This is a genomic window from Achromobacter sp. GbtcB20, from assembly GCF_019091095.1.
GTDB lineage: Bacteria > Pseudomonadota > Gammaproteobacteria > Burkholderiales > Burkholderiaceae_B > Achromobacter > Achromobacter mucicolens.
This window is the reverse complement of the sequence record NZ_JAGXJZ010000903.1, coordinates 1-236: the sequence shown is the minus strand read 5'-3', so window position 1 is coordinate 236 and position 236 is coordinate 1. Positions and strand designations below refer to the sequence as shown.

Here is a 236-nt window from a genome sequence, read left to right as displayed (position 1 = left end):
GCTCGGACGCGGTCGGCGGCGTCACCAACTTCATCACCCGCAAGGATTTCACCGGCGGCACCGCCACCCTCGGCTACGACAAGCCGGAACACCCGGGCGGCATCTCGAAGAACGCCAGCCTCGGCTTCGGCTACGGCGAGCTCGAATCGGACGGCTTCAACTTCTTCGCCGTCGGCGGTTTCCAGAAGCAGAACAGCGTGGGCGGCCTGCAGCGCCCGTTCAATACGCGCTATCCG

1 protein-coding gene is annotated in these 236 nt (G+C 66.1%); it reads left to right on the top strand.

What is annotated here, in order from left to right:
• Nucleotides 1–236 (top strand): hypothetical protein (locus KVT32_RS31575; protein WP_217619581.1); only part of this gene is annotated, 236 nt, incomplete at both ends.